18 protein-coding genes and 2 tRNA genes are annotated in these 22,213 nt (G+C 35.8%); 14 read left to right on the top strand and 6 right to left on the bottom strand.

Annotated features, from left to right (window positions below; all coding sequences use genetic code 11):
- The first annotated feature begins 4 nt into the window (after positions 1-4).
- Genes EHQ47_RS15840 through EHQ47_RS15830 form a run of 3 tightly spaced genes read left to right on the top strand, consistent with a single transcriptional unit; the run spans position 5 to position 5,144 of the window.
- Positions 5-1,618 (top strand): LA_3751/LA_3752 family putative glycosyltransferase, encoded by a 1,614-nt coding sequence (locus tag EHQ47_RS15840; RefSeq protein ID WP_135750035.1) that lies wholly within the window; start codon positions 5-7, stop codon positions 1,616-1,618.
- A complete protein-coding gene (locus EHQ47_RS15835) occupies positions 1,615-3,612 on the top strand; it encodes an O-antigen ligase family protein (protein ID WP_135777550.1) in 1,998 nt (665 codons plus the stop codon). The genes EHQ47_RS15840 and EHQ47_RS15835 overlap by 4 nt, the downstream gene beginning before the upstream one ends.
- The gene (locus EHQ47_RS15830; protein ID WP_135777549.1) at positions 3,612-5,144 is read left to right on the top strand and encodes an ArnT family glycosyltransferase; all 1,533 of its coding nucleotides are present in this window, start codon (positions 3,612-3,614) and stop codon (positions 5,142-5,144) included. The genes EHQ47_RS15835 and EHQ47_RS15830 overlap by 1 nt, the downstream gene beginning before the upstream one ends.
- 44 nt (positions 5,145-5,188) lie before the next feature.
- On the opposite strand, the gene EHQ47_RS15825 is transcribed toward EHQ47_RS15830, so the two are convergent.
- The gene (locus EHQ47_RS15825) at positions 5,189-6,160 is read right to left on the bottom strand and encodes a hypothetical protein (RefSeq protein ID WP_135777548.1); all 972 of its coding nucleotides are present in this window, start codon (positions 6,158-6,160) and stop codon (positions 5,189-5,191) included.
- A gap of 1,630 nt (positions 6,161-7,790) precedes the next feature.
- On the opposite strand from EHQ47_RS15825, the gene EHQ47_RS15820 reads away from it, so the two are divergent.
- Together EHQ47_RS15820 and EHQ47_RS15815 are read left to right on the top strand one after the other, a co-directional pair.
- Complete coding sequence (locus EHQ47_RS15820) at positions 7,791-9,161, top strand: glycosyltransferase family 39 protein (protein ID WP_244290382.1); 1,371 nt, start codon at positions 7,791-7,793, stop codon at positions 9,159-9,161.
- Between the two features lie 75 nt (positions 9,162-9,236).
- Positions 9,237-10,232: a glycosyltransferase family 2 protein gene (locus tag EHQ47_RS15815; protein ID WP_135777546.1), complete on the top strand. Its 996-nt coding sequence runs from the start codon at positions 9,237-9,239 to the stop codon at positions 10,230-10,232.
- Positions 10,233-10,261: 29 nt separating this feature from the next.
- Here EHQ47_RS15815 and EHQ47_RS15810 read toward each other — a convergent pair whose 3' ends face one another.
- Positions 10,262-11,827 (bottom strand): LA_3751/LA_3752 family putative glycosyltransferase, encoded by a 1,566-nt coding sequence (locus EHQ47_RS15810; protein WP_135747946.1) that lies wholly within the window; start codon positions 11,825-11,827, stop codon positions 10,262-10,264.
- A 106-nt stretch (positions 11,828-11,933) separates the two neighbouring features.
- On the opposite strand from EHQ47_RS15810, the gene EHQ47_RS15805 reads away from it, so the two are divergent.
- A complete protein-coding gene (locus EHQ47_RS15805; RefSeq protein WP_135777545.1) occupies positions 11,934-13,403 on the top strand; it encodes an acyltransferase family protein in 1,470 nt (489 codons plus the stop codon).
- A 40-nt stretch (positions 13,404-13,443) separates the two neighbouring features.
- Here the strand turns inward: EHQ47_RS15805 and EHQ47_RS15800 are convergent, their stop codons facing one another.
- Positions 13,444-14,985: a phosphatase domain-containing protein gene (locus EHQ47_RS15800; protein ID WP_135777544.1), complete on the bottom strand. Its 1,542-nt coding sequence runs from the start codon at positions 14,983-14,985 to the stop codon at positions 13,444-13,446.
- A gap of 53 nt (positions 14,986-15,038) precedes the next feature.
- Here EHQ47_RS15800 and EHQ47_RS15795 point away from each other — a divergent pair, with 53 nt between their 5' ends.
- Together EHQ47_RS15795 and rfaD are read left to right on the top strand one after the other, a co-directional pair.
- The gene (locus EHQ47_RS15795) at positions 15,039-16,811 is read left to right on the top strand and encodes a UbiD family decarboxylase (RefSeq protein WP_135777543.1); all 1,773 of its coding nucleotides are present in this window, start codon (positions 15,039-15,041) and stop codon (positions 16,809-16,811) included.
- Between the two features lie 102 nt (positions 16,812-16,913).
- Entirely contained in the window at positions 16,914-17,885 is a 972-nt protein-coding gene (rfaD, locus tag EHQ47_RS15790) for an ADP-glyceromanno-heptose 6-epimerase (RefSeq protein ID WP_135747942.1), read from the top strand.
- Between the two features lie 3 nt (positions 17,886-17,888).
- Here the strand turns inward: rfaD and EHQ47_RS15785 are convergent, their stop codons facing one another.
- The 3 genes from EHQ47_RS15785 to EHQ47_RS15775 form a co-directional block, all read right to left on the bottom strand.
- The gene (locus EHQ47_RS15785) at positions 17,889-18,188 is read right to left on the bottom strand and encodes an ArsR/SmtB family transcription factor (protein WP_002973834.1); all 300 of its coding nucleotides are present in this window, start codon (positions 18,186-18,188) and stop codon (positions 17,889-17,891) included.
- A 149-nt stretch (positions 18,189-18,337) separates the two neighbouring features.
- Complete coding sequence (locus EHQ47_RS15780; RefSeq protein WP_004783705.1) at positions 18,338-19,105, bottom strand: SDR family NAD(P)-dependent oxidoreductase; 768 nt, start codon at positions 19,103-19,105, stop codon at positions 18,338-18,340.
- A gap of 72 nt (positions 19,106-19,177) precedes the next feature.
- Positions 19,178-19,870 carry a histidine kinase gene (locus EHQ47_RS15775; protein WP_135693658.1) on the bottom strand — a complete coding sequence of 231 codons (693 nt, stop codon included), beginning with the start codon at positions 19,868-19,870 and terminating at the stop codon, positions 19,178-19,180.
- A gap of 215 nt (positions 19,871-20,085) precedes the next feature.
- Between EHQ47_RS15775 and EHQ47_RS15770 the strand changes: the two genes are divergently transcribed.
- The 6 genes from EHQ47_RS15770 to rplA all read left to right on the top strand — a co-directional run bounded on the left by EHQ47_RS15770 (position 20,086) and on the right by rplA (position 22,213).
- Positions 20,086-20,157 (top strand) — tRNA-Thr (locus EHQ47_RS15770).
- Positions 20,158-20,163: 6 nt separating this feature from the next.
- A tRNA-Trp gene (locus tag EHQ47_RS15765) sits at positions 20,164-20,237 on the top strand.
- A 41-nt stretch (positions 20,238-20,278) separates the two neighbouring features.
- Complete coding sequence (gene secE, locus EHQ47_RS15760; protein ID WP_002973751.1) at positions 20,279-20,467, top strand: preprotein translocase subunit SecE; 189 nt, start codon at positions 20,279-20,281, stop codon at positions 20,465-20,467.
- An 8-nt stretch (positions 20,468-20,475) separates the two neighbouring features.
- Entirely contained in the window at positions 20,476-21,030 is a 555-nt protein-coding gene (gene nusG, locus EHQ47_RS15755; RefSeq protein ID WP_004783847.1) for a transcription termination/antitermination protein NusG, read from the top strand.
- 39 nt (positions 21,031-21,069) lie between these two features.
- Entirely contained in the window at positions 21,070-21,495 is a 426-nt protein-coding gene (gene rplK, locus EHQ47_RS15750) for a 50S ribosomal protein L11 (RefSeq protein WP_135747941.1), read from the top strand.
- Positions 21,496-21,520: 25 nt separating this feature from the next.
- Positions 21,521-22,213 carry a 50S ribosomal protein L1 gene (gene rplA, locus EHQ47_RS15745; RefSeq protein ID WP_135632108.1) on the top strand — a complete coding sequence of 231 codons (693 nt, stop codon included), beginning with the start codon at positions 21,521-21,523 and terminating at the stop codon, positions 22,211-22,213.

Raw genomic sequence — 22,213 nt, 5'->3', positions numbered from 1 at the left:
TAGAATGAAAATGCGATTCCAAATAAGTATTTTGTTCATAGTTTTTTTATTTTTGACTATGATCCCCGTATATTATAAATACCACTGGAATCAGCCTAATGTTGCAATCGGTAGCGATCCGCAAATCAAATACTATCAAACTTATTCTTATTATAAGGAAGGGTTTTCGCCATATTCCCGCCAATGCTTTTTTCCTGCGGGAGTATTCGGATTCCAGTTACAAAACATTCCATTAGGTTATCCTTGGGCTCTTTCTGCATCAAATGATACTTGTTTTTTTCAATATCCCATTTTTATGCCAGTGCTTCACGCATTTATGGCAAGGATGACTTCTTTTACATTTGTAATATATTTTCCAATATTTTTCTTCTTCTTGAATCTAGTTCTGCTTTTTATATTTTTTAAACAATTTGGTTTATCAGTAGTCCAGAGCGGATGTGCTAGTCTGTTTATACATTTTTTTAGCCCAGTATTTTTGTCTTCGCTGGATTATTCTGAACTTACACTAACAAATACATTCTTCATTTTATCCCTCTTGTTTTATAAAAGAATTTTTCTTAGTAACAATATCAATATAAGTGCATACCTGTTTGTTTTTTTATCGGGAATTTGTCTGTCTTTTAATTTTCAATTAAGACCAGAATCTACTTTAGCACTACTTTTATTTTTTTTCGTAAATTTTGTAAGGAACGTAAAGGATAGAACGAATTTTCGAATATTGTTTAGTATCGGAATTGTATCTTTCCTTTCTACATTTGCCTTTTCCTATTGGAATCAAAAGGTCTACGGTCACTTCATGGGAATGAGGGGTTTGAATACAATCCATGATACGGCTATTTTGAATCTAGGCGATTATCTTGTTAATTGGACTTCAGATCTATGGGGATCTAAATATAAAATAGGTCTTTTTAAGGGTTATCCTTTCGCAGTTTTATTCATTGTTCCATTCCTATTTTCATTTGTACAAAAATTGAAAAATGTGAAACTTAATGATTATCTGATTTCTGGATATTTATTTATATTGTTGCTTCCCTTTGTTTCACCTTATAGAGCCGGTGTTGATATCCTTGGATTGCGCTATTATGAAAGTGGTGTTTATCTGATGTCTATAGGTTTTTTTCTTTGGGTTTTCCAAATTTTCTCCTCAGGAAAGTATATTCAAAATTCTCAAATAGCAATCATTACATTTGTTCTGTTATTCCTTACTACATTATATTTTAGTTATAAATCAAATCTACGAGCTATTAAACATTGGAGCGGCGCTGCAAAAGTATCTCATGAATACTCAGATCTAATTTCAAAAATTAATCCGGATTTAATCATTCATAGAGGCCTTTCTACAACATATCTAATGGGGGTCACTTATTTAGAATACCCTCAAATAGCTGTTTATTCTCAAGACGAATGGGATCAAATTGAGCATGTAGTTTTGAAAAATGGCTTTAAGAGGATATTATACCTTTATTGGCAGGATAATAAATTAGTAAATTACGAATTTCCAAAGGAGATTTGGGAAAAGAAATTTAATGTTAATTTTGATTTATCTTTAAATAGTATTTGGGATAGGGAAAAAATAAAAATCATACATTTTGACTCCCTGTTAATGCAAAAGAAATGAATATTGCAATAAAAAGTATTTTTGTTCATATTCTTTTTTTAATATTTGGAGTCACTTTAGTCTTTATTTCGCAAAGTCATTTGCATATTAAAACCTTTTATCAAACTATTTTTAACCTCTCGATTTTATCTATATTTATCAAATTTGCTTTTAATCGTAAAGTAAATGTCAAGAGCTACGGTATTGATTCACTTTATTGGCTCGCTTATTGGATAGGTGTTGCTTCTTTTTTTAATTCTCTTGCGGTTAATTATTACAAGTTAGGTCGCTATTATTGGGACCCCGATATATTTAGGTTTATTCCCTTTTTGATTCCGGTTTTCTTCTTTATTTTACATAAGAGCTATCAGTCTTCAAAGTTTATTTTGCAGTTTCATGTCCTTTGTATATTCTGTTTAACTGGTATATCTTATTCTTTTCTTTTCTCTGAGTTACCTGAGTTATCCTTTTTGTTAGTTTATCCGCTACTCATTGCTAGGATTTCACCAGAGTTCAATAAATTATCAAAAGAGATTCATTGGTCTGTTTATCTTGTTTTTGTATTGTTTTTTGTATCATTGGTATTCGGTTTTAATTCTCAAGGATACTTGGTGTATTTTGGTTTATTTTTACTGGTTTATTTTTTGTTATCTTTTTCTTTTGATTTAAACTTAAATTTACTTCTGATTATTTTTTCTTTTAATATACTTCAAGTTATTTCGCGACATTATTATGCTAATGATACAGTCTTGCTGTTTACAAAAGATAGCTCCAGTATCATGAACTCTAATAGGGTTGCTGCCTATTTGGGAATTCATGTTGCCTATCTTTTGTTTGGATTTCGAGAAGCCAAAGGTAAGAAAGATTCTTTTTTTTACGCTTTCAGTTTCGCCTTATTGTTTTTTACTTCTTTAAATCAGATCTCGCGAGCGAGTATTATTGCTAGCACCGTTTTGATTTTTACCTTTGTTGCCGTAAGGTATTTGAGATATTCTTATCTGAAATACTTTCTTAGCCTTCTGCTGTTTTTGTTATTTTTTGTTCACTTTCTTCCGCTTCATTTTCTTTTTTTTGAAAGCGTGTTTGGATTTGATTGGGCTTGGTTTGATACTCTCTCTTCCGGCAGACTAGAGTTGTGGAAGGCATTTTATAAAATATTTATCAGTTTGGAACCTATTCGTTGGTTGTTAGGTTTGGGATTTGGTGAACATAATTTTCTATTAGCATATCTACCTAAAAATATTGGAATCGTTTTGGAAACGTTTGCAACTAAAGCTGATGGAGCATATCTCCATACCCATAATTTACCCACTACAGTTTTGTTTTATGGAGGTTTTTTGGGATTTGGTCTGTATCTCTTTTTTCTTGGGTTGTTCGTTAGGTCATGTTTTTTGATAATAAAAGAAAAGAGGGAATTTCAACTCGCACATTTTGCAATTATATATTTTTTGATTCATAATTCTTTTGATATGCTTTTAGATGTATATCCGCTTTCTCTTATACTTGTTTTGTCTTTCAATCCTTGGCTTCTTAAGAAGGAGGAAAAACAAAATTTAATTAATCAGCGAAAGTCGGAATTGTTTGTTTATGTGTTATTGATTATATTTTCCACTTTTCTCATATCAAGATTGTTTTATAAATATGAATTTTTCTACAATCAAACGATTATCAATGCGAATTTCGATAAAAATCACAAATGTAACCTAGTTAGATTCCCTCAGGAAAATCTCATACAAGTACCAAAAATTCTTAATTTTTCATCGTTCTCCATATTTCCGCCTGATTTCCCTTCCTACCGCTATTCCCAAGAGAAATTTTTATTTCATTACTCCGAATTACATAGGATTTCAAAAAATGAGCTAAAAAATCCTGAGGCAACTTTGGGATATTGTGAGAAACATCACTTTCGGCCAATTTTATGTGAGATTAATCTTAGGCATTGGAGGGGTGAGGATGTATCCTCGCTTTGGATTGGGAAGAGAGTAGAAGATTGTTTACTGAATTTTATTAAATAATGAAAACTAAATTAAACATAATTACAGCCGTCGTGCTAATTTTTTTAATTAATTTCTACTACCGTTCATTTACTTTTTATTACTCAACTATCGACTGGGATGAGTTAACCTACTTTATAATGGGTAAGTCAATCCTAGATGGTTTTCTGCCTTATCGAGATTATTGGGATTTGAAGCCACTTGGTATTTACTTAGTTCATGCATTTACGTTACTATTCTTCGATTATTCTATTTTAACAATGAGGGTTAGTGCTTACGTTTTTTCTAGCATTTTAGCTGTTATTCTTTTTATTTCTAACTACAGAAAAAGGTTTAAGGAATCGTTGTTGATTTCTTTTGTTTTTTTATATAGTTTTGTCTACTATTCGTCAGGTTTGGCTTCTAATACAGAAATTTATTTCCTCCTTTTTGAAGCAATTTCGTTTTACTTGCTCTTCGTTAATGAGAAGGTGAATGTTACACAAAAGTCGATCGCCTTTTTCGTATTGGGAATTGCATTCATTATCAAATACATTATTGTTTTTGATGTAATCTTGTTTTTTTTCGCGGCCCTTGTTTTTTCATTCATTGATGAGAGAATAAAAAAAAGTGGTTCAGTATTTGAAGTATTCAAAAAAATATTCTATGAATATGCACTTTATGTTTTTGTTTTTCTAAGTCCGATTCTGATTACTATTACCGTTTATTTACACTTAGGCTCTTTTGATTCGTATTGGAATTCTATTTTGGCGGTTGGAAAAAATCACGTTCGAATTTCGACAATTTATGAAAAGTTAGAATTTATCTTTTATCTAAAATATTTTTATTTATTTTCTTTCTTTTTTGTAGGATATCATTTTTACACTACGAAGAAATTTAAGTTAGAACGTGGCGCTACTGTTGCATTTGTTTGGTTTTTGACCTCTTCTTTGGGTGCTGTGTGGACGGGTTTTTTGTATGAGCACTATTTGTTAGCAGTGCTGTTTCCGATTTTGCTTTTTATATCTTTTGTTGTCTTCGATTTCGATAAAACTTTTGGCAAACGTATAGTAATTAGGGCAATCTTACTACTATGTATTGTCGGCGTTTTTATTTTTTCTATCCGAAAGAGAAATCATATTGCTAAGACATTAAATTCTATTCCGGATCAAGGTTTGTTTATGGCTGATGCGATTCGTAAGATAACAAAAGAACAGGTTTCCGGCCAAGGTTACTTCTTTGTTGCATCAGGGAGTCATGCGCCATATGTTATTCTAGATCAGCTGCCACCTGTTAAATACATTCAGCCAAATAATTATTTGGAGAAAACATTTGCAGTTAACTTTGCTATTTCAGGGGAGAAGGTCATTTCTGATATTATCAAGAAAAAAGTTAATATTGTGACATGGTGTAATTCGAAGTCTATTCATGAAATATTGACGCAGAAAAAAGGTGAAAGTGAATTTTCTCAGGAATTTGTGTTAGCGCTACAAACTTATTTAAGAAATTATCGGTTTGAATCTGTTCAAATTCAACAAGACGTTCGTTGTACCCTTTATTATAAAAGAGGTTAGGTATCTCTACTCAAATAAATCCAATATCTGCGACTGCTTAGTTGCTACGGTTCTACTTTGTACTGAAATATTTCAAGTTCAGATAACATAAAGACAGAATAAGGTGTGGTTTTGTTTATCCGAATTTCTAAATGATTGGAATTACAATTATTGATTTTGAAATACATGAACTGATTTGAAATTGGTTTTGAAAGGAAGTTCTCAACATCTATTTTTGGAAAGCTGTAGTTTTGTATTCTACTTCCACAGGAAATATCTAATCCATAGGGCAGGCGTTCTAAAAAAGGGCCAGAATTCAATTTTATGAGATATGATTTTTTAGAACTGTAAGGTAATTTAATTTTGATGAAGTCTAAATTCGTTTGGAATCCTGACGAAAAACTTTGCCAATAAGTTTTTTGCTTTTTATCGTTAAGGAATTCCTGTTTCTTCGGGACTGAAGTTTCTTCTACTATGTAATCCAATGATTCAATGTTAGTTATGTTGTTGTTGACGAATTCTACTGTCCTCTCGTTTCTATTTTCAATTTTAAATAAATATAAATGATTCGCTTTATCGTAAATTAGAAATTTTAAGGATTTTGGAACCTTAAAGTCGAATTCAAACAATTTATCATTTTTGCTGGATTCCGGATGTGAAATGGCTATATGCGAAATTCCTAATTCTTTAAAGTAATGAGCTAACTCATCCGTAAGAAAATTGTTATACAATAAATTTATTAGATAGTACTGAAAAGGCAAAGTCAATCCAGAGTATCCATTTGGCGTTTTATATTCTGTATTCAGAAGATACCACTCTGGAAATCCATCATCATTTAAAGTATAAATCCCTTTTTTTTTCTTTATAAAAACAATATTTGAATTTGATGGCAAATCTAACTTCAGAGTAGTAATCTGTTCTGGTAACTTGTTTGCTTCGTTAATTGAAGTTAGAAAGAAGAATTCAACAAAAATTAGTGAAAATGTCGCAATCTTCAATTTAAGACTGTTCTTCCAGATGGCAGTTCTTGTGAGCATAAGTAGAAAAACAGAAATAAAAAACCAACTGATAATAAAAATTCGTGATGGTACTCTTAAGTTTTTGAACCCGGGAAAAATATGGTAAAGGATTGTATAAGGACCTGGAATTTCAAAGTTATGGATAGAAATAATTGGTCCTAAACTAAATAAGAAAAAGAGTAAAGAGAGTCCAAGTAGGATCCAAGCGGACGTACTTCGAAATTTGCGATACATTAGAAAGATTATAATTACGACTAGAGGTAAAAATCCGATGTGGGCGCTGTTATGAGTCTCGCCATTTAAAACGATGCTTGGAAAGTTCGAAATTACATCAGGAATCCTCAAGAAAGAAAGAATAGTATTCGAATAATGTTGGTTTTCCAGCAGGATACGTTTGGGATATAACTCATAATTCTGAATCAGAAACCATCCATAAAAAATAAAAATTGTAACTACAAAAAGCAACGCCGGGATCAATAAGTTTAATCCTAACATAATCTCCGTTTTGCTGAAAACTGTTTTCCTGAAATCAGTTATGTTTTTAATTCTTAATAGATTGGTTATATAAAAAGCTAAAAAAGAAAAGTATAAACCATAAAGTCCGAAATAGTTGCATGAAAAGAATTGTAAGGTAAGAGTTATATATATTAAAAATAGAAAATCCTTTTTGTTGGTCTCTCTGTATCGCAGGGTAAAGGCAAAAATAAGAGGAAAGCTAAATGCAAATTGATTTTGTAGGTGTACGTATTGTATCGAGAAGAAATGCCCGCTACTGAATATGATAGAAGCTAAAATGGATGATGTTCTTGTGTTTTTTAAACATCTCGATAAGTAGTAAAAACTAAACAAATTAATGGCATAAGCTGCGATGAATAGTGAATTAAAAGCGAGTAATTTACTTCCTGTTAGTGTTTTTAGTAAGGAGTAGAGCAGTGTCGGGAAATAAAGTGGTTCTGTGAATAGATTGGTTTCCGTGTAGGGATATAATCCATTGCTCGAATAGATCGTTGTAATATCTTGACCGGTCAGAATGTTCGAAAAGTTAATGATATTTCTTTCAAAAATGGTTAGTACAAGGATGTTGTCTATTCCATCTCCAATAAGTTGCGAGTTAATAAAGGCAAAGTGGAATTTTAGAAAAGGAAGAATCAGGCACGAAAGAAGTAAAATGAATGGGGTAGTCATTTTCATGATTCGATAGCCTCGATTTTCTAAACGTTGCATATTTTCATTGATTTATGGTAAAACTCAGATAAGGTTTTATTCTTAATTTTCTTTGTCGATTAGAAAATAATGGTTTCGAAAAAAGAGTTAGTTCGTAACTATTTTCGGGTATCAAAGTATAGTTTTGAAAACAAAATTGCTTTGATTTTTGTGTCCATTTTTGCCCAGCTTTTCTTTTATCTGATCTATCTTTTTTATACGATTCTTAACAGCTTCTTTTTCGTTTCTATTTTGAATTTTACAAAATTTTATATTGTTTAGAGCATGTAAAAAACATCTCTTAAAGTTTAATTCTTAAATTTGTTATTTGGGATTAATCGTCGTTAAATCAGATTGAGGTTTGTGTTAATGGCTTGAGATGGAAGACATTAACTGTTGGGTTAAAATGATAAAGGGTTATTTTTCTTTGTTTTGGAAAATTCGTATGGAAGTTGGAATTGTTGCTTCAATTTCCCTAGGGGTTTTCCTACGTTTTTTTCGAATTGATAGGCAGAGTCTTTGGGGCGATGAATTTTTTTCTGTTTATGCCTCTTCACTGTCTGATTGGACCGAGTTTTGGTCTTATATCGAGAATGACCCGCACCCTCCACTGTTTCAGATTTTGCTTTCCTTATGGATACGATTTTTACCTAACTTCACTGAAATTGGCGTAAAAATATTTCCTGTGTTTATCTCAATTTTGAATTTGATATTCATTTTTGTTTTAACAAAGCGGTGGGATACTGCCAAAAGGTTTTTATTCATTTTTTTTATTTCGCTTTCGCCGGGAGCCATTTACTATTCTCAAGAAGTAAGATCTTATTCATTGTTACTTTGTTTAACATCGGTTATTGTTGTACTTGTGCATAATCTTGATTTTGATAAAGAGAGAAGTTTTAGTTGGATTTGTATCGGCTTAGTTTCAGTTTTAACATCTTATGTTCATTTGTTTGGTTTTATTTTTGTAGGTAGCATATTTCTTGTTTATTGGTTATTATCTCTTAAAAATCGTAACCCGTATGCGGGTCGCTTTTTTACGTTAGGTATTTTGAATGTCATTTTGTTTTTGCCATTTATTTACCATTTAACAAGAAGTACAAAAATTGAGACAGCTGCTTGGATTGACCCACCTAACTTGGTTTTATTTTTGACTTATTATTCTTTGTTCTATGCGACGTCAAAAAAAATCTTTTTATTAACATTTGTTGTTCCCCTTATTGTTTTTGTGTTTTTGGTGATTAGGAATATCCAAAAACGGAAAGAACGGTCGACTCAGTTTTTCTTCTCGAATTCAACGAATTTTCTTTTAGTTGCTGGCTTTATTCTTACATCTACTCTATTGTTCTCTTTCTATAAACCAATCGTAACAAATCGAAACTGGATTGTAACATTACCTTTGTTGTATTTGTTTGTTGCTGATCAATTGGGGGAAAAACTTAAGAATAAATATGTTGTCTTTTTGCTGTTTTTGATCACGTTAGTTTCATTGTTTGAATTTAAGAAAAACTTCTATAACGCGTTTAAAGAGGACTGGCGAGGAACCGCTAAATTTGTTTCTTTAAATTGTACGAAACCTCTTGTTCTCACAGATTCATTCCCAGAATTTTTATCGGTTTATTTGCGTTGGAATCAAATAGAAGGAGTTCAGCCTTTGATGTTACGCGAACCTTTAGATATTTCTCAATCAAGTATTTGTGTGGTAAAAAGGCAGATCGGCGGTAATGGTATGACTTTTTCTTCTAATTTGAACTTTCAGAAAGTTAAAGAAACCACTTTGTATGGTTTTACCGTTGAAGAATATGCTAAGGTTAAGTAGATTTTTACTGATCAGTCTTTAGAGTTTACTATTCTTTGGATTCTTATTAAACACGATTTGGAAAATTAATTTATTATGAAATATTTTTTAGAAAGTAGAAATAATCCGAAATTGCTTACAATTATTATCCCTTGTTATAATGAAGAATCAGTTCTTCCTTATTTAAAGGATCGTTTAAATCGTTTTTTGGAAACGTTACCGACGAAAACAGAACTAATTTTTGTAAACGATGGTAGCGATGACCATACCATTTTTGAATTAGTGAATTGGGCCAAGGATGATCCGCGCATCCAAGTAGTTAGTCTTTCTCGTAACTTTGGTCATCAAATTGCTGTGACTGCCGGGATGGATTATGCCAAGGGCGATGCAATTGTTATTATGGATGCAGATTTACAAGACCCCCCGGAAGTAATTCTAGAAATGCTTACTAAATATCGGGAGGGGTATGATGTTGTCTATGGGCAACGAATGGCTCGATCGGGTGAGTCTTTTTTCAAAAAAACAACAGCTTGGGCCTTCTATCGTATTATGAAAATTTTGGTTCATAAAGATCTCCCTTTAGATTCTGGTGATTTTCGATTAATTTCGAGAAGGTGCTTAGATGCTTTAAATGGATTGCGTGAAAATCATAGGTTTCTCCGTGGAATGAATGCTTGGATCGGTTTTCCTCAGACACCGGTCTATTACAATCGAGACCCTCGTGTAGCAGGTGAAACAAAATACCCTTTGCGAAAGATGTTAAAACTTGCAATGAATGCTGCAGTTTCATTTTCCCCATTACCGTTAAGGTTTAGTTTGGGTCTTGGAATCATTGTTGCAATCATTGGTTTTGCAGTGGGTGTTTATGCTTTATTCCGTGCTTTCCAACATTTCATTTTGCAGATGCCTATCGTTTATAATCCGGGATGGGCGACGATTGTCACACTTATTTGTTTGATTGGCGGTTCCATTCTTATATCAATTGGAATTTTGGGCGAATACATAGCACGTATCTTTGAGGAATCTAAGGGAAGACCGCTGTATGTTGTTGAGTTTGTTAAGGGAAAAACAATAGAATCAAAAAAGAAATGATCTATTGTTTTTTGTCTGATCGAATCTTTTTATTTAAGGATTCCAGTCCATATGCGATAGGTTTGCCGATCTAGAATCTCGAAATTTCGAGTTGTGCTTCGCATTTGATCTTCTAATCGTTTTATATCCCAATCAGAGATTGGATATCCTGATTTACGTTTATCTTCATTTACTGCGTCTTTTATTTCTTTCGAAAATAAATCTGGATTCCAAGCAACGAAGGCAATTTTTTGATTTGGGTATAATGGTGCAATTTTTTCGAGCAGGTTCATATTCGAATCGGTTGTATAAGAGACTATCACTATATGATTGAAATAGTAGGTTCCACTGGTATATAAGTTTAAATAATCCTGGAATATTAGAATATCTGGCTTTGTTTCCTCTAGAATTGGGGTAAATCTTTTTACTAAGTTTGTTTTGGTTTTTTGTATTTTAGCTCCAATGATACCTATGGAAAAAGTATAAATACCAAAGATGAGGAAGAAGGTAAAAAATAGCTTTTTCTTTCTATGATAAAAAAATGTAATCAATGGTTTTAATAGGTATAGATAAGGAAAAATTAATATTGTGTAGAATCTCGGTCCCCAGTTGTTAAATCCATCGTTTGGAGCTATCCATGGAATGGTCAGTAAAGTCCCGGTCATTGCCACAAGTAGTGCCTTTTTTGAATCAGAAATTTTATTCAATCTGAGCCAGTAAAAACAGATAAGAACTAGTGCAAAAGGTATATAACCAAAGAATCCAATTTTCAAATTGGAAAAAAACAATAAACTTTGAAACCATTGTAATCTTTCTGCGAATCCAACGGCAAATCCGTCCTGATTTGCTAAAAACCTAGTTCCCAAAAAATGTCCGTATAACCATTGGTTAATGCTTAGTTGAACTAAAAGAAAAGTAATTAATGAAGAAAAAAAAACGAAATAGGTTTGGAAATAATCCTTAAATTGATTGAGTCCTTTTCTTTTTACATAGAAGAAAAAATGTGCGGCAAAAAAAAGTGAAAGGAAAGGCAAGGTATCCAATCGAACAATGACTACCCAGGCTAGTACCAAACCAGCAAAAAAATGCTGGAGGCCTGAGCTATTTTTCCTTAGGAAGGGAATGAGCCCATAAACAGAAAAGGCAAAAACTACAGGAAATTCTGAATATTCCCAACTTAGAGGCCATAGAAAAGTCGTGAAATAGGTTAGGGCAAGTAGAAGCAAAGAAAAGTTATAATTCCTGTTTAATACGAAGAAACTAAGAGCAAGAAAAATAAATGAAGTGTATGGTAAGAATTCTATAGGTAAAAAAGATAGAAAGGGAGCCATCATGAATGCAAATTGTATAGGAAAGGCACTTACTAATTTTTCTTTAAATTGGATACGTAAATTTTTAGCTAAATGAAAGAAATCGAGAGTAGGGTCAAAAGTTTTGGCAGGATAATACAAATCCTCCTTTAAAAAATGGTTTTTCCAAATTGAAAATGTTTGTACTGCCTTATCGTGACTATCTTGAAAAAGGGAAAACTTAGGTTGCGTATATTCAATTGAATAGAAAACTGTTAGAATAAATAATATCCCAAAGATCCTGTTTTTAATTTTGCCTTCTCTCATTTAAATAAAAATTCCTTTTGTTCAATTTCCAATTCAAATGGTTAAATAAGAATTATCGATTGCATTCTTATGATTTATCAAGACATAATGCCAATATCGTACCAATATGAAAGAATATTTTATTGAAATTTTCAAGAAAAACAAAAAGGAAATTAATGAGTTATACGGCATTCGTGCCCTTAGTTGTTATTTCGTAATTTTATTCCACTGCTTTGCATTTTCGTTGGATGCTTTTCCCGGTCATTATGCACCTTATTTAAACAATGCGCAGAACGTTGAATTTCTAATGAGTTTATTTTTTGTCATCAGTTCCTTTTTAGTATCTACTTCTTTTTCAAGAGAATTGGAACGTGCTAGTTTTTTAGAGAGTTGGAAAAATTTTGTAATCAAACGCTCGTTAAGGATTTTTCCGGCCTTTTATTTGATCCTTTCTGTAACGATCCTCATTATGGCAGGGATTTTGAAGAAAAGCCAAGAAATGGAGGGTGCTGATTCTTTTGCCGACGGACTTGTTGGGTTAAAAATAAAACTATACTACTGGTGGACTGATCTAACTTATATTTCCAATTATTTCCCGAATCGGATTTTAGTACATGGCTGGTCACTATCAATGGAAGAACAATTTTATTTGGCCATGCCAATTGCTTTTTTGTTTTATACAAAGGTTTTGCAAAATCGAATCCAGAAAATTGTATTTTTAATTGTTTTATTGTTACTCCCTAATTTTATTCGCTACTACTATTTTTTAAATGTACCCATGGATTCATTTGAGGTTTATGTGCAGACGTTGTTCCATCCTATCCATACCCATTTTGAACCATTTGTGTATGGAATTTTACTCATGGAGCTTTGGAGAGCACAGAAAGTATCTACCAAACTTCCGGGTGCTAAACTAAGTTTTTATTTTTTGTTTATTGTTTTGGTATTCATTTTTTGTTATCTTTGCACATTAGAGTTCTCAGAAGCAAAAGAATATTTTATCATCTATCGAATTAGTTTTTACTCCTTTTTTGCCTTTGTCATTGTTTATGGCGCTGTTGGTGGTTTTTTTTCCAAAGTATCTTGGTTTTTGGCAAATCCCTTGTTGGTCTTTGTTGGTAAATTGAGTTATGGAATATACTTAGTTCATATGTTAGTGAATACAACCGTTATGTTATCTGTTTTAGATCATAAAATTGTAAACAACAATGGTCTTGGTCGACTGCTCAAGGCTTCGCTGATTAGTTTACTCATTTCAACCTTTATTGCTTTAATTAGTTATTTGATTGTTGAAAAACCGTTTTTAAAGATTCGCGAATGGACTCAGGCTCGGTTTGATATTTCTACAAATAGTTTTTATTATGTAAAAGGAAATTCAAGAGAAAGGATTTTGGTCTCTTTTCTTTTGACCTTGCTTTCTTTTTTCCCTTACTTTGTTGTAAAACAAATGGTTGCCGTTGACTTTATACAGGCAGGACAGACTTCCACTTTTGCACTTTGGATTTGTTTTCTCATTCCAATTGTGATGAACGCAGTCAGTTTGGTTACGAAAAAGAAGTTATTTTTCCATTATTATTTAAGCCGCTTTCAGGACTAAACGGCCATATTCTAAACGATACAAAAGTATAAAGTTTGTTTTATGATTGGAAGGCCGCAACTAGGCCTTCCTTTACTTTTTGTTTAGTCCCTTCGGCTGACTTAGGTAGTGTCAGTTCATCGATTAATTTCAATAAAAAACCTTCATCCACAAGTTTTCCTTCCAACACTTTTCCAATCATTCCCGCAACAATTGCTAAAATCTGTTCCAGATTTAAGTATCCTTCACTTTCTAGAAGCACTGCCATTCCCATTGCTCCTTCTATTCCATAGAACGCTTGTTCCTTGGAAAAAACTGAGTCATACATCCCCGTAGGCAATGCCTCCCTTACCTTTTCCCGCATTTCCACTTCACTCGGACCATGGCTTGTTCGGTTGATAAGACTGAGTGCCACCGGATTGATGGTCCCGTGGATTCTTTGGATTTCTTCTGCGAGTAGTCTAATTTTTTTGGCAGAATCTCTTGTGATGGCATCGCGACCGAGAAAGTTTAGTTTGTACAAATATTCTTCTAATTCATCACCTGAGAGTTTTCCCATACAGATGATTTGGTACAAAGTAAAGATCATATAATCTGATTCTGTGTTGTCACCCAGAAGAATTTCCTTGGCCTCTGTGGGAAGATACACTCGGTCATAGAGTAGGATGGAAAGTTTATAAGACATTTGGTCAAAGAGACTTTGATAAGAAGCACCTAAGAATTTTTTTGTCCTGGACCATGCTGGTTTAAATCCATTTTGCAAAAATTCGATAGGATTAAAGATAGTTCCGAGTACTTTATCAAAAACACCTTTGATGGTTCCTTCTAAATATTTTAAATGTAAGGATTCGATTTGGATCCCATCTTTGGCGATGGTGGCAAGCATAGTGCGACGAAAAAAATGAGGACTGGCAGAGATAAAAGCTAAAGGAGCATTGGATAAAGAACTGCGAAGTTCTCTATAAAGTTCCGGCATCCCAGGTAGCGCCTGCTTCTGGTTAGGTGTTTCAAAAACTGCTGTGAACTTGCCTTTTCCTGAATGAATGTCTGTGGCAAGATAAGTTTGGTCAATGTCGGAAGTCACCACCATCCCTTTGTAGTCTTCTGCAAGGATTCGGAGTTTTCCTTTTCCTACAAGGGTTGTCTTTCCTAAGATAGAATCTTCTGTATTATTTAGATGGGCTAAGTCTTTGGAGTATTGGCGAAAACTATCCAATCCTTCTAGTATCACTTGGAAGTCATGAAATCCGACAGGGAGTTTGTCTCGAATTTCGCAGGAAAAAAAACCATCCTCATCGGCTTTGATTTTTCCTGAAGTGTAGATTTTATTTCCACCGGTATCAAAGACTTCTAATTTTAAAACGGGCTTACGCACTGGAGCCAAAGAAAAGTCTAAGAACGGTGTGATTTTTGTTTCTTCCCCAATAAAAAGCCCCGTCATTAAATCCCAAAGGCCTTCTGCCTTCATAAGATCCGTAATCCCGACATCCACCACCTGTCCCCGCACATAGGAGCGCCTCTCTCTTCCTAAAGATCCTCCGCAGACAGCAATTCTTTTGATATCGGTAATGATTGGTTGTGTGGTATTTGGTTCTTGGGACATAGAATTTATGCCCTTAAGAGTTTAAGAAAACAAGGAGCCGTCCATTCCTTTTTATGGTTTCACTACGATCCACCAATGATTTTGTCCGACTTTTGCAAACAGAGGGAGAACTCCATGTGATTTCCGATCCCGTGGATCCTTATCTGGAACTGGCAGAGATCCAGAGACGAGTTGTGGCCAAAAAAGGCCCAGCCCTTCTTTTTACCAATGTCAAAGGGACCAAGTTTCCCGTTGCCACGAATCTTTATGGGTCTGAAAAACGAATTCATTTGGCCTTTGGCCCAAAACCTGTGGCGACCATCCAAAGGCTTGCCAAACTCGCAAAAGAGATATTTCCCCCTAGGTTTTCCAAACTTTGGAAAGAACGTTCCCTTGGACTTTTGCCTTTCCAAGTGGGCTTAAAACAGGTGAGAAGGGCCCCAGTTCTCTCTGGTAGCGTTCTATCTACAAACGAGTTACCGCAAGTGGTTTCTTGGCCGAGAGATGGAGGAGCCTTTGTCACCTTGCCATTGGTTTATACCCAACATCCCGAATCGGGCAATGGAAATTTAGGAATGTACCGGGTGCAACTTTTCGGCGACAAAACGGTGGGGATGCACATCCAAATCCACAGGGGTGGTGGCTTTCATTATTACGAAGCGGAAAAAAAAGGAGAGTCCTTGCCAGCTCATGTGTACATTGGTGGGCCACCAGCTTTGACCATAGCAGCGGTTGCGCCACTTCCAGAAGAAATCCCGGAACTTGTTTTTGCATCCTTTCTTATGGGTGAAAAACTCCGGATGAAAAAAGACAAAACAATTTCTCCTTATCCGATTGTTGCCGATGCCGACTTTGCTCTGATCGGTTCGATCCCTCCCCATTTAAGAAAACCAGAAGGTCCTTTCGGCGATCATTACGGATACTATTCGTTGTTACATGATTATCCTTATTTGGACCTAACGCATGTTCTCCATCGGAAGGATGCCATCTGGGCAGCTACGGTTGTGGGAAGGCCTCCCCAAGAAGACCATTATATCGCAGAGTTTTTACAGGATTTACTTTCACCCATGTTCCCACTGGTGATGCCACAAGTGCTTGGTGTTTGGGCCTATGAAGAATCGGGAGTTCATTCCCTTGCGGCCGCTGTTGTAAAAGAAAGGTATTTTCGCGAAGCTTTTATGGGAGCTCTTCGGATCTTAGGAGAAGGGCAACTTTCACTCACAAAATGTTTACTTGTCACAAACGAAAAAGTGAATTTAAAAAACTTTTCAGAAACGTTCAAAGTCATCACAGAAAGATCGGATCCAAAAACAGATTTTTTTATCTTCAGTCATATTAGCCAAGATACATTGGATTATACAAGTGGAACGGTCAACAAAGGTAGTAAACTTTTATGGATGGGAATCACCGATGCCAATGCACCAATAAAGTTTCCAAACCTACCAAGAGAGTTTACAGGAAATCTAAAAGACAAACGATTCACAAAACCAAAAGTTTTTTTACCTGGAGTTCTTGTGGTGGAAGGATCTGCTTTCACTCCAAATGACCAATTGGCAAATCGGTTGCTTGGAGAAGACCTTGGTCGTTTCCATTATGTATTTCTTGTGGATGATTCCGAGGATGCAGTAAAAACCGATTCTGATTTTATTTGGACTATGTTTACGAGAATGGAACCAGCATCTGATGTCTATGCCAGAACGGAAACCATAGGGAACCATATCGCATATCAAGTTCCTATCGTTTTTGACTGCAGGATGAAACCTTGGATCCCTGAAGTACTTCTTCCTCTCCCCGAAACGGTAAAACAGGTGGATACAAAGTTTGGAAGTATGATCGACTTAATCTAAGCAGACGGAAATTAAATCATAAGGAACAGAACTCGTTTTCCTTTTGAATGTAAAAAAGTGTATAGAAAGAATCTCTAGGTATAAAAAACTAAAAAGAAACCAATGGCAAAAAAACTAACTCTCGTCACTGGAGGCGCAGGCCTCATCGGATCACAAATTATCGAAGACCTCAATCACAATGGGAACACAGATATCTTGGTTGTGGACCACTTGGCTACAACGGAAAAATGGAAAAACCTACAAAGGAATTTTTTCCTAGATTATTATGAAAAAGATAAATTCGAATCCATGTTCGATTCTGGAAATTCAATCTTAAACGAAATTTCTGAAATTTACCATTTAGGTGCTTGTTCTGCCACAACAGAAAAAGATGCCACTTACTTAATGCAAAATAACTTCCATTATACGAAGAAATTGGCAGAGTTTGCTGTCAGTAAAAACATTCCTTTTCTTTATGCTTCGAGTGCTGCGACTTACGGGGAGGGAGAATTTGGATATAACGACGAGGCTCCTATCGAAAATCTGAAACCTCTCAATATGTATGGATATTCCAAACAGCTATTTGACCTATATGCAAAAAAAGTAGGGATATCAAACAGACTTGTGGGACTTAAATACTTCAATGTTTTTGGTTATGGGGAAGCCCATAAGGGAGATATGCGTAGCCTTGTTCTAAAAGGTTATGAACAAATCAGAGACACTGGAAAACTAAAACTATTCAAGTCTTACAAACCGGAATACAAGGACGGAGAACAAAAAAGAGATTTTCTTTATGTTAAGGATGCCAGTAAAATTAGCATTTATCTTCTTTCTGAACGAAAGTACGGATTGTACAATGTAGGCCGAGGAGTTGCTGAAACTTGGAACGATTTAGCAAACGCTTTGTTCGCATCCATGAAAAAACCGGTTCAAATTGAATATGTTGAGATGCCAGAATCGTTAAAGGGAAAATACCAATATTATACCTGTGCGGCAATGGAGAAGATTGGTCAAACCGGATATCCCTTTGGTTATACAAACCTCAGGGATGCGGTTGGCGAATACGTCAGATTCTTATTAGAAGAAGAGAGCTGATGTTTACTTTTTATACACTTTGACAATCGTTTGGATCAAATCTTTGAATTTTGGGTCCTTCAAACTATAAAAAACTTGGTTGGATGATTTACGAGATTCTAAGATTCCGTTGTTTTTCATCTTACTTAAGTGTTGGGAAGCTGCCGATTGGCTTGTTCCTAGTAGCTCAACAAGTTGGCCGACTGTTTTTTCTTCTTTTGCTAGGGTGTATAGAATCAATAAACGAATAGGGTGGGCAATACCTTGTATTCCTTTAATGGCTTGTTCCAATTGTTGTTTCGAGAGTTCTGTTTTTATTTTCATCACTAAGGATTCCGTTATATCCTTATGACGAATGTATACTGATTTTACCTACGAAATTTTTTTCGTTTAAAAAAAAAATGACAAAACCCAGTCATAGATTTTCTGCTTTGCCCTCAGAAAAAAATTGAGGGCAAAACCATTAATCAAAGTTAGATTCGAACACCACCAGAAATTTCTAAAACTACTCCAGTCACTAAGTCATTCGAGATGATAAATTCGGCAGTGGATGCAATCTCATCCGGCTCACCAAGTCTTCCCACTGGGATGATGGACTTCCATTTTTCTAATGCTTCCGGATTCATATCTTTTAGAACCATTTCAGTTCCGATAAAACCTGGTGCAATTCCTGCCACTCTGATTCCAAACTTAGCAAGTTCTTTTGACCAAGTGACTGTCATTGCAGCTACTCCTGCTTTGGCAGCACTATAGTTAGTTTGTCCTGAGTTTCCATGCATGGCAATGGAGGCAATCGGGATGATCACTCCTTTCTTTTGTTCCACCATCTTTGCTGCTGCTTCGCGAGCAGTCAGAAACACACCGGTTAAGTTTACATCAATGACCGATTGCCATTGGTCGATTCCCATTTTGCCTTTTACTTTTCCGGTTTCTTTGTCCACGCGAATGAGAAGTCCATCGCGTAAAATTCCAGCATTCAAAATGGCAACGTCCAGGCTACCTTGGAAAGCACTTGCTTCTTCGATGAGTCGGATACTGTCTTCTTCTTTGGCAACGTTTGCCACAATGCCCGTGGTTTTGATTCCCTCTTTTTGGAAGAGAGCTACGGTTTCGTCCAATTTGTCTTTTTGGATGTCAGAGAGAATGATATTGGCACCGGCTTTACCAAGTCGGTAAGCCATTGCCTTTCCGAGTCCACCGGCAGATCCGGTGACGAGAATGTTTGCACCTTTTAATTCCATGTCCGCCAGTTTCGAAAATGGCGAACAGATGGTCGATACAATTACATCGTAGATGGAGCGGAGAAAAACGAACTAGATTTCAGCGAGTTCTGCACTGCGGAATGACACGTAATTGTCGTTAAACGGAATTTCTACCCGAGCGACCGTTCGATCGGCATGGGTGATGATCCGGAATAGGTTAGGGTCTACACCTTCGTTTTTGAGTAGGATCATAATGAGAGCAATTCCAAGTCCGGCACCCTCTGTATTGTCCATATTGTCCATATAGAATTCGGCGATGTCATTGTATCCCATGGACTTCTTCATTTTTTCTCGCATACGAGCTTCTTCGGTTTTGATGACTGGAGTGTTGTTTGTCACTTCTACCAGAAGTCCGTCCAAACAGTAATGGAATTTGATTTGAACGTAAACTCCACGAGCAAGGCAACGTTTCCCATATTCATCTGCCATTTTCTCAGAGAATTTTTTGGAATACTCTTTGATCCCTTGCAAATAATCATTCTCATCGGTGATGTCGAGGCCTTCATCTTCAAAAAACACACGTTTTTGATTGGCTTTGATTCCATTGATGGTCAGTTCTTTGGAGATTGTATAAAGCATCTCCACGAATTGAGATTGTCCCACTTCCGAAAGGATGTTTGTGATGAGTCCTAAAACATATTGTTCTAGTTGGCGATTCATCCTTGAGGATCTTACGACAATCTTGGATTTTGCCTTTACCAAATCGGGGATTTGTGTTTCTAATTCTACAAAGGGTTTCGCCACGAATCATTCCTTAAAGTGGGGGACTTATCCCACATGGTTCTATTATCGAACCGGGAAATCCACAACTAAAATCTCAAGGGAAATTCATTGTTTTTCCTGTTTTTTTGCCATTTCTATGAAATAAACTCATTTTCCATTGACCAAAGAGCCTCATTTAAAATAGTGTAAAAAACCTAGCCTCGCTTGGAAACCCGCGCTTGGGTGGGAAACGTTTTGCCCTCTTAGCTCAGTGGTAGAGCACTTCCATGGTAAGGAAGGGGTCACCAGTTCAAGCCTGGTAGAGGGCTTGTTTTAGGGCTGTAGTTTAATGGTAGAACTAGGATCTCCAAAGTCCTTGGTGGGAGTTCGATTCTCTCCAGCCCTGCCAGACTGCAGAATATATAGAATTAGAGAACAGGACAAGGATCAATGAAAGCTACGAGTTTCATTCAGGAATGTAAAGCAGAACTTGAAAAAGTACATTGGCCAACGCGCCAAGAGGTAGTGAGTTCTACCGTTGTAGTCCTAGTTACAGTATTTATCTTTTCCCTATTTTTATCAGCTTCGGATTTTGTTTTCCTGAAGCTGTTAAAGTGGTTCTGGGCATTAGGAACATAGGTAGGGAAGTGGGCGATTCTTTAGATAAAAAATGGTATGTGCTTCAAACTTATTCCGGTCACGAGAATAAGGTGAAGACGAACATTGAGAAGATGGTCCAACAACAAAAGCTGGAAGACCAAATCTTCTCAGTAAAAATTCCTTCGATGGAAGTTGCCGAAATGAAAAACGGCAAAAAGAAGGTCACAAAGAAAAAACTCATGCCTGGTTACGTTCTCGTTGAGATGAACATGACCGATGACCTTCGATTTAAAATCCAGAACTTACCTTCCGTGTCTACGTTTGTAGGCGGAAAAGGAAAAGGTCCGGAGCCACTTTCACTGGATGAGATCAAAAACCTCTTCAGCGATGTGGGAAGTGTGGAATCGGAAGAAGTTTCGAGACCTCGTTTCCTATTCAAAGTGGGCGAAACATTGAAAATTATAGATGGTCCGTTTGCTAATTTCACAGGTCTTGTGGATGAAATTTTTCCTGATAAGGGAAGACTCCGCGTTCGTGTAGAAATTTTCGGAAGATCCACTCCTGTGGAGTTGGATTACCTCCAAGTAAAATCGGAACAATAGAACTGATAGATTGACTTTTAGTAAGGAACTTGAAACGAGATGGCTGCAAAGAAAGTAGTAAAACAAATTAAACTCCAAGTGGAAGCAGGGAAAGCAAACCCAGCTCCTCCAGTAGGTCCCGCTCTTGGTCAAGCCGGACTCAATATCATGGAATTCTGTAAACAGTTCAATGAAAGATCCAAAAACCAAATGGGACTCAAACTCCCAGTGGTCATCACTGTTTATTCTGACAGAAGTTTTACATTCGTAACGAAATCTCCTCCAGCAGCTCTTCTTGTGATGAAGGCGCTTGGGCTTCAGGGTGGATCTGCCACTCCCCACACTGTAAAAGTGGGAACAATCAAAAGAGCACAACTAGAAGAAATTGCAAAAACTAAGATGGAAGACCTCAATGCGAACGATATGGAAGCAGCAATTAAGATCATTGCTGGAACTTGTCGTTCCATGGGTGTAAACGTCGAGTAATCATTAGGAAACGGGAACCGAAGTCATGAAACGCGGCAAAAAATATATCCAACTCAAAGAGAAAGTCGATCGCACAAAGGCTTATACCCTTGGTGAAGCAGTCGGTTTGGCAAAAGCTACTAGTTTTTCCAAATTTGACGGAACATTAGAGATTTCGACTAAAATCAATTATAAGTCTCTCCAAAACGTAAGAGGGACTATCTCTCTTCCACACGGAACTGGAAAAACAATCAAAGTTTTGGTTTTCTGCAAAGGAGACAAACAAAACGAAGCGAAGGAAGCCGGTGCTGACTTTGTAGGTGATATGGACTTAATCGAAAAAGTTTCTGGTGGATGGACTGACTTTGACGCTTGTGTGGCAACTCCTGATATGATGAAGGAAGTTGGTAAACTTGGTCCAGTTCTTGGTCGTAAAGGCCTTATGCCAAAACCAAAAGCAGGAACAGTAACTACAGATGTTTCTAAAGCCGTAAAAGAACTGAAAGCCGGCCGAATTGAATACCGACCTGACAAAGGGGGAGTGGTTCACTTAGGTGTTGGAAAATGTTCCTTCTCTGATGATAAACTTTCTGATAACATCAATGCTGTTGTTGCAGCTCTTATGAAAGACAAACCTTCTGATGCGAAGGGTGATTACCTCAAGTCTTTCTCTGTTGCGGCAACTATGGGAATCGGCGTAAAAGTCGATGTAAAAGAACTAGTAAACGCGAACATATAA

The organism is Leptospira bourretii (assembly GCF_004770145.1).
Classification (GTDB): Bacteria; Spirochaetota; Leptospiria; order Leptospirales; family Leptospiraceae; genus Leptospira_A; species Leptospira_A bourretii.
Note: the sequence above shows the minus strand (reverse complement) of the source record. Positions and strands in the feature narration are given on the sequence as shown.

Coding starts and splice junctions, on each gene's coding strand:
- EHQ47_RS15840 (WP_135750035.1), top strand. CDS start 5: ATGAAAATGCGATTCCAAATAAGTATTTTGTTCATAGTTTTTTTATTT.
- EHQ47_RS15835 (WP_135777550.1), top strand. CDS start 1,615: ATGAATATTGCAATAAAAAGTATTTTTGTTCATATTCTTTTTTTAATA.
- EHQ47_RS15830 (WP_135777549.1), top strand. CDS start 3,612: ATGAAAACTAAATTAAACATAATTACAGCCGTCGTGCTAATTTTTTTA.
- EHQ47_RS15825 (WP_135777548.1), bottom strand. CDS start 6,160: ATGCTCACAAGAACTGCCATCTGGAAGAACAGTCTTAAATTGAAGATT.
- EHQ47_RS15820 (WP_244290382.1), top strand. CDS start 7,791: ATGGAAGTTGGAATTGTTGCTTCAATTTCCCTAGGGGTTTTCCTACGT.
- EHQ47_RS15815 (WP_135777546.1), top strand. CDS start 9,237: ATGAAATATTTTTTAGAAAGTAGAAATAATCCGAAATTGCTTACAATT.
- EHQ47_RS15810 (WP_135747946.1), bottom strand. CDS start 11,827: ATGAGAGAAGGCAAAATTAAAAACAGGATCTTTGGGATATTATTTATT.
- EHQ47_RS15805 (WP_135777545.1), top strand. CDS start 11,934: ATGAAAGAATATTTTATTGAAATTTTCAAGAAAAACAAAAAGGAAATT.
- EHQ47_RS15800 (WP_135777544.1), bottom strand. CDS start 14,985: ATGTCCCAAGAACCAAATACCACACAACCAATCATTACCGATATCAAA.
- EHQ47_RS15795 (WP_135777543.1), top strand. CDS start 15,039: ATGGTTTCACTACGATCCACCAATGATTTTGTCCGACTTTTGCAAACA.
- rfaD (WP_135747942.1), top strand. CDS start 16,914: ATGGCAAAAAAACTAACTCTCGTCACTGGAGGCGCAGGCCTCATCGGA.
- EHQ47_RS15785 (WP_002973834.1), bottom strand. CDS start 18,188: ATGAAAATAAAAACAGAACTCTCGAAACAACAATTGGAACAAGCCATT.
- EHQ47_RS15780 (WP_004783705.1), bottom strand. CDS start 19,105: ATGGAATTAAAAGGTGCAAACATTCTCGTCACCGGATCTGCCGGTGGA.
- secE (WP_002973751.1), top strand. CDS start 20,279: ATGAAAGCTACGAGTTTCATTCAGGAATGTAAAGCAGAACTTGAAAAA.
- rplK (WP_135747941.1), top strand. CDS start 21,070: ATGGCTGCAAAGAAAGTAGTAAAACAAATTAAACTCCAAGTGGAAGCA.
- rplA (WP_135632108.1), top strand. CDS start 21,521: ATGAAACGCGGCAAAAAATATATCCAACTCAAAGAGAAAGTCGATCGC.